The 6,749-nt window shown below is 38.9% G+C and carries 8 protein-coding genes and 1 pseudogene; 3 read left to right on the plus strand and 6 right to left on the minus strand.

Annotation, left to right across the window (positions count from 1 at the left end; translation table 11 throughout):
* The first annotated feature begins 311 nt into the window (after positions 1 to 311).
* On the plus strand, positions 312 to 608 hold the full coding sequence (locus tag AAF462_08805; protein ID MEM7009217.1) for a hypothetical protein: 297 nt from the start codon (positions 312 to 314) through the stop codon (positions 606 to 608).
* Between the two features lie 3 nt (positions 609 to 611).
* On the opposite strand, the pseudogene AAF462_08810 reads toward AAF462_08805, so the two are convergent.
* The 3 genes and pseudogenes from AAF462_08810 to AAF462_08820 form a co-directional block, all read right to left on the minus strand.
* A pseudogene (locus AAF462_08810) lies at positions 612 to 770 on the minus strand (phage tail sheath family protein).
* A 21-nt stretch (positions 771 to 791) separates the two neighbouring features.
* Positions 792 to 1,895, minus strand: a complete 1,104-nt coding sequence (locus AAF462_08815) for a YHYH protein (protein MEM7009218.1) — start codon at positions 1,893 to 1,895, stop codon at positions 792 to 794.
* 209 nt (positions 1,896 to 2,104) lie between these two features.
* A complete protein-coding gene (locus AAF462_08820; protein ID MEM7009219.1) occupies positions 2,105 to 3,280 on the minus strand; it encodes a nucleoside hydrolase in 1,176 nt (391 codons plus the stop codon).
* A gap of 117 nt (positions 3,281 to 3,397) precedes the next feature.
* Between AAF462_08820 and AAF462_08825 the strand changes: the two genes are divergently transcribed.
* The gene (locus AAF462_08825) at positions 3,398 to 4,186 is read left to right on the plus strand and encodes a class I SAM-dependent methyltransferase (GenBank protein MEM7009220.1); all 789 of its coding nucleotides are present in this window, start codon (positions 3,398 to 3,400) and stop codon (positions 4,184 to 4,186) included.
* Here the strand turns inward: AAF462_08825 and AAF462_08830 are convergent.
* Entirely contained in the window at positions 4,183 to 4,623 is a 441-nt protein-coding gene (locus tag AAF462_08830) for a hypothetical protein (protein MEM7009221.1), read from the minus strand. The two genes, AAF462_08825 and AAF462_08830, sit on opposite strands and share 4 nt — an antisense overlap.
* A gap of 74 nt (positions 4,624 to 4,697) precedes the next feature.
* Complete coding sequence (locus AAF462_08835) at positions 4,698 to 5,273, minus strand: hypothetical protein (GenBank protein ID MEM7009222.1); 576 nt, start codon at positions 5,271 to 5,273, stop codon at positions 4,698 to 4,700.
* A 139-nt stretch (positions 5,274 to 5,412) separates the two neighbouring features.
* Here AAF462_08835 and AAF462_08840 point away from each other — a divergent pair, with 139 nt between their 5' ends.
* Complete coding sequence (locus AAF462_08840; GenBank protein ID MEM7009223.1) at positions 5,413 to 6,504, plus strand: Gfo/Idh/MocA family oxidoreductase; 1,092 nt, start codon at positions 5,413 to 5,415, stop codon at positions 6,502 to 6,504.
* Between the two features lie 4 nt (positions 6,505 to 6,508).
* Here AAF462_08840 and AAF462_08845 read toward each other — a convergent pair.
* Positions 6,509 to 6,749, minus strand: a 241-nt coding sequence (locus AAF462_08845; GenBank protein MEM7009224.1) for a hypothetical protein, incomplete at its 5' end; no start/stop codon positions are given.

Raw genomic sequence — 6,749 nt, forward strand, 5'->3', positions numbered from 1 at the left:
AAACATCATGGTCTTCTTGTAGATAAGTACCAATGATCTCAAGACCTATAGGTTCGATTTGGAGTATATTCTGAAGACCACTCCACCCTACATTGTAGGGATTAATAAGTACTATCTTCATATTAAATGTTCCCTTTCCTATCCTCGATCCTACTTGTAAGCATAATGATAAATATTTATTGTCAAGATGAATTTAGTCTCATAATGCAGATCTTAACAATTCTTTAATAATCCAGAGATCATGTTGACAGGTATAAGAAAATCTTCTATGCTCGGATCATTTAGAGAAGACAACACGGAGACAATGTATTGTGATAAAACAAATATTTAGAACATCTTCTTTGGTTATTTTAGTAATGGCAATCTCGTTTTCATTGTCAACGTATTTATTGGCAGGTGATGGGTCAGGATGTGAGCAAACATATCCAAAAGTTACTTTGGAAACATCTGTCGAAAACAATTTCAACTTTGGAAAAACTAGTAATGTAGTCCTTCTTGAGGGAACTTGCTCTCAGCTAAAATCAGGTGCATGCGGCACAGGCACTTGCGAGAAAGGCTGGAAATGTATGGACACTGGCATACAATGTTTATGCTCCCCGCCTCAGTAATACCTATGACGCTTGACCAGCAATCTGCTGGATCTGAAGAATAACAAACTCTGCTGGATTTAGAGGGGCAAATCCTACTTCTATATTTACAACACCATTATCTGTATCGCACTGGGTTGTTGTAATTGAATCAACTTTAACAAAATAAGCTTTTTTTAGAGATAAGAGAGCATATAGTTTTTTCTACTGATTGTGTAATGCGTCTCGTAGCTCATTTACACTTATACCGAGCTCCTGTGCAGCCTGCTGAAGATCCGGAGGAGGAGGCCCTAGAGCTCTTCTGAGCTCATTCTCTGGTATGCCAAGCCTATTTGCGGCCACGCCAAGATCAGGATGCCCTCTCATTGAAGAAGAATTTCCCCTTTGCCCTCCAGGTGGTCTTTGTCCACTATTTGTTCCTAGTCTTGGCTCATTAAACGAGGCTCGATCACTCCATCCTGGTCTAAGATTATTTAAATCTCTATCTATTACTCCTTTATAGCAGCCAAGATTGTAGGGGAAAGTATCTGTTGCGTAGTATCTATATTTACCATCAGCTCCAAACATTCCATTACATTTATCGAGATCTCCTGAGCCTTCAACAAATTCAAATTTCTCCCAAGCTGATTTAATAGAAGGATCAATTAGCTCCCAGCTGCTATCTAAAATTTTAAAGTTAGTTTTTTTACATTTGTCGTCTTTACATTCTTGCCAGCTGCCTTTTACTTTCCTAAGATCATTGCATTGTTGATCTATACATACATAGGGCGCCATAATAGGAAAACCGTCAAACGAATAACCTAATATGGATGAGGCTAAGTCTTGCGCTGTACTAAATGGACATTCCGGACGAGCATGGAAATGGTAGCTTCCATTTGGGCCAATATGGCCTCCACAACTATCTAGTATGTCATCCAATTTTGCATCTCCATAGCCCAAATCGCCGGCTTCGTTTGGAGAGTATATAGGTATGCCCGTTATCGTAACTGCTACAGGTCCAAGATAGGGTATCTCTGAAGGAGTATCGGCAATTTTTGGATTTAGTGGTATTTTCCAGTGGTAGTTTTGTGCTGATATAGAGTTCGGAGTAATCCTCTCAGCTTTGTAAGTAGGCATGCCATTGCTCTTCACAATAAGATAATTCCCTTCACAAAAAACCTGATCAGAAGCAGGTACCTGATCAATGTTGGATTGTTGATATTCTGAGAGATTTAAAAAATTCACAGCCGGGCAATCTTCATTATCTGCAAGGCTAAAAGATGTCATAAAAAGAAAAAATAATGTTAGAAGAGCATTAATTCTTATCATAGTATTCCCCCTTTTTTTCTAATTATTAATAATGGTAATTGCCCTTTGAGATTATAATTCAAAATTATATTATCCCGTCATCTAATATTAATCTATATATTCTCATAATATACTACGAGTGAGTACATAACAAAGATATACAATATAGAATGCAATAACTTGGCACTAGATCTAGATTCTGAAAATAGAGATAAGATTGTTTCTTGTGACTATTCTGGTAGATCAGCCCAAACATCGCCCTCACAAAATACTTCGATGGTCCCAGTTTCAAATCTCTCAAGTTCTTCCTGATTTACATATGAAATACAGGAATTAACTGTCCTGCTCTGTCCCAAATATGATGGGTCAACCCAAAGCTGCACACTCTCTAAGTTCAGATCGCTAGGCTGATCTGGACCATGTCCGGCACACGGGTTGTCCACGCCATTATATACACCTGTAGTACCAATAGCACAGTCGACAAAATCAAACCCTGCATCTTCACAAATAAACATCTCTGGTTTAGCTAAATAATATGCTGCATTAATATCAAAAGTATCCATAACATCCATTCCTAGCAATTCGGCTAACTCTTCTAGGCGATCCTGTGATGCTCTGGAGAGAAGCTGTGATCTAGCACCGCACTCGGGATCTCCTAGAGAATCTATTTGCTCATCAGTGTATAGGCTACTCGAAGAAATCGAAAAATTGATGAACGTAAATGGAATAGTCGACTGTTCTAAAACCACTTGTGCTGCACGATTGTCCTGCGCAACATTAAAGTCTGTAAAGATAACATCAGGGGCAAAATCATAGGCTAGCAGTTGATCCGGTGCGCGTCCGCCAAGGAACACTATTTCTTCAATCTTATCTAAGACATCTGGGAAATTTAACACTAAGCATGCTATATCGGTCAGCGGTCCCAAAGCAAGAATGGTAACCAGATCTTCACTTTCTTCCAGCAAATCAGCCATTGCTTGAACACCAACATTTATACATAACTGTGGCTCGGATTCATCTCCATTTATGCCTCCTGTCCAGATAATGTCATCAGGAAGAGCAAGTGGTATTTGTGAGCCTCGAGAAATTGGGCCATTCCATACTCCCGGCGTATCTAAGAAGGTCTGATTTGCAGCAAAGAAAGTAGCAGGTTCTATATTATTTCCGTGCACAGTTACAACAGCTAAAACCTCTGCATCTACATAGCTAGTCATTAACTCAATAGCATACGAATCATCTGTATCTGATGGACTGCTAGATGTCCCATTAACAAGACCCGCCCCTACGTCTGAAGAAATTATTATCTTCTTAGTATTGTCTTGACTGTTGGAGTTGTTTGAGCAGGAATACGCAAGTACGAATAAAGGAATAATCAAAATCAACAAGAAATTTCTATGATATGCCATCGATAACCCTCCAGTTATATTCTAATCAAGACTATATCACTTCTGATTATATAGAACAACATATTAGGAATCTGATTTTAAACTAAGATTCTGTATAATAATTTTCCAGAGCTTATTATGAGTAAGATTGATATTTCAAAACATAACGCCCACGCATGGAATGAGGAGTCTATAGAGGAGAGCCCGTGGTGCACTCCGGTATCGAGTGAAGAAATCCAGGCGGCTAAGAATGGAGATGTAAGACTAAGACTGACGCCAAACAAATTTGTGCCCAATGAGTGGATCAAAGACATAAAGGGTAGAGAAGTATTGTGCGTTGGATCAGGCGGAGGACAGCAGGCTCCTATTATTGCCGCAGCCGGCGCAAATGTGATAAGTGTCGATATTTCTGAGGAGCAGCTAAAAAAAGATTTATTTGTAGCAAACCGAGATGGCTTAAAGCTACTCACAGTAATGGCAGACATGTCAGATCTTAGTGATTTTAAGGACTCCAGCTTTGATTATGTAGTGAATGCTGCTTCTACTGTCTTTGTTCCTGATGTTGAGAAAGTTTGGAAAGAGTTCTTTAGAGTACTAAAACCGGGTGGCGAGCTTTTAGCAGGAATGTTAAATCCGAGCTTTTTTCTATTTGACCATGCTGAAGCACAGAAAAAAGGCGTTTTAGAAGTAAAACACAACCTACCATACTCTGACGTTGATAGCCTAAATAAAACGGATTTCAAAAGGATTATCGATGACGAAGTGCCTATAGTTTGGAGCCACAGCCTACAAACTCTAATAGGCGGTCAGACTAAGGCAGGATTTGTGATAATGAGTTTCTATGAGGACTGGTGGTCAGGAGACGATACTCTACTTAATAAATTCTCACCGACCACTTTTGTAACTAGGTCAAAGAAGCCAGATTAATTATTCCCGAGCTTTGTATCTAAGAATAATCCGCCCGCTTCAAATGTTTTAGTGGGCTTACCTTTAACTAGTTCTGCATCAAATACAATGGCAGCGCCGTCAACTGTAGGATTAGACAGTATGAAAACACTATTTGTCTCAACTTCATCTTTAATTATTGAAAGTGTAGAGTTTGGGGGAATTGAATTGAAATTCTGCTCTCCCTCACCCCATATCTCAACAAACTTTTTAATTCCCATATGCCCTGATTCGAGAACGGGCTTATCAGAGAAATAGATAACGTTGCTCTGGCCATTGCCATTTAGTGATAGCTTGCCCTTTTCATAAGTTCCACTATCAAAATTTATAACAAACAAATAGTTTGGTCCTGCAGTTTGAGCATATGCTCCCGCTAATGAAAATATCAGAAAGAAAAAACCTATTAATAGCCTCTTCAAAACGTATCCCTCCAATAGGTATTATCTAAATAATATCCTGGTTACTTCTTTGTAATTAACTAGCTGTAATAAACTTATTGAGCACTGAATGCAAGAATTATATCAGGAGCCTTAGTAGAATTGCTTCTACCGCTGATACCTCCCATATCAAAAACCTCAACACTTACAATAACTTCAGGATTATCGGTCTTCGGGCTGATAGCTATTGTATGATCAAGAGGAGTATTTGCATATTTCCCAGCGTTTGCAAAAACAAGCACATCAGTATCGCCCTCAGTTGTTACTTCAAGCGTAGTAGGGAAAGGACCTATATACTTGCCTGGTGTGATGGTGCCATTCTGTGCTCTAACGACTATACTCTTTATGCCTCCTGGGTCATACCCTTTTACCTGTAAGTTTACAGAGCCATCCTTTGTCACAAAGCCGGTCTCATATCTTGGGCCAATTGTTCCAGAGAAAGGTACATATCCTGGTCCTACATCATCGTAACGCATATAAGAGTATTTATTGTTAGGGTTATAGGTTGAGTCACTAGCAACTATTGATATCCCCGGTGGAGTGTCGTCATCAATAGGCGGCTTAACACCGCAAGCGCCTAAAACCAATGCGAATACTAGAAGAAAACTTATATAAAAGTGTTTATTAACCATATCATCCTCCGTGCAAATAATTTATCTCTAGAGTATTTTAGAATAAAATGAATAAAAAATCTATAAAGCCTATTTAGTATTGCCTAAATATCGCGGTGATTAAATAGACATAAATGAGGGTATTAAGTACTTTTATGCTATGAAATACGGGGTTTTCGGAACAGGAAGAGCCGGCAGAGTTCATGCTAAAATCATACTTGATTTGGGACATGAAATTGTATGCATAGGTGATAGAAGAACGGCCGCATCAATAAAAACAAAAGAAATTTTGTCCCTTAGATGTGACATACAGAACTCTCCTGAAGAAATGATGAGTGAGCATCCCGAAATTGAGGCTGTCATCGTAGCAACTCCAACCAATGATCACGCAAAGGATGCACTGCCATTTATACAGGCAAAGATTCCTGTATACCTTGAGAAGCCTCTCACAGATGACCTATGTGAATCGTTTGAGTTTCTAAAGAATATAGGACTTGAGCCCAACGTCTTGCAGATCGGGCTTCAACGTAGATATGACGAGGCGCTTTGTTACACCAAAGAGCTCTTAGATAAAGATCTTATTGGTGAAATAAGAGAGATCAGAAACATACTTAGAGATAAAAACCCTCCACCTGAAACTTATAGCAGCAAGGGAATAATTTACGATATGGGAATACATATTGCTGATGAGGCAATATGGCTCACAGGTGAGTTCCCAAATAAAGTTTGGGCTAGAATATTTGAAGCAAAAGGTTATCAGAGTCCAATAGATGAGGGAGGAAATACTGCTTTTGTAGAGTTTACTACTCCAAGCGGTGTAATAGGCAGACTGGACATGAGCCGTACACACTCATCTGGATATAATAACGAAACTTATATTATCGGCACACAGGGCACTATACATGTTGGAAGATTTGCCGGATACCCTGGATCTATTCCGGTGGAAATTTGGAAGTCTGACGGAACATTGCACGACGCCTCAAAAATTTTTGAAATGTCTTATTTAGAAGGTGAATACCCTGAATTTTTGCCGAGATTCGAGAAGGCTTTTATATCTGCACATAAGGATTTTGCAGATTGTATCTCCAGCAAAACAGTATTTAAAGTAACTCAAAATGACATAATTAAAGCACAAGTATTTGTGGAAGCGGCTCATAGATCGGCATTAGAAGACTCAAAACAATATGATCTTAGTTACTCATCCGATATAGGGGAATTTGAGTCTATATGTGAAAAAGGAAATCTTCTATAATAGACTAACTTCTCTCGGCTAAATCCCTTAGTTTTTCAAGTCTTTCCTGAAGATTGTTTATTTGTGTCATTACATCAGGATGAACCTCGTAGCTGGGAAGAGTGTAGATGTCTGTCAACATAACCCTAGTTGACCATTTATCAATAGGTATTACAACCCATGTTTTCTCATTAACATACTCAGCTGTTGATGGAACGAGTTTAACAGTTATTTTCTCTCCAGGTTCAATGAAAGTCACTTCATAA

Source organism: Thermodesulfobacteriota bacterium (genome assembly GCA_039028315.1).
Taxonomy (GTDB): domain Bacteria; phylum Desulfobacterota_D; class UBA1144; order Nemesobacterales; family UBA2774; genus CR02bin9.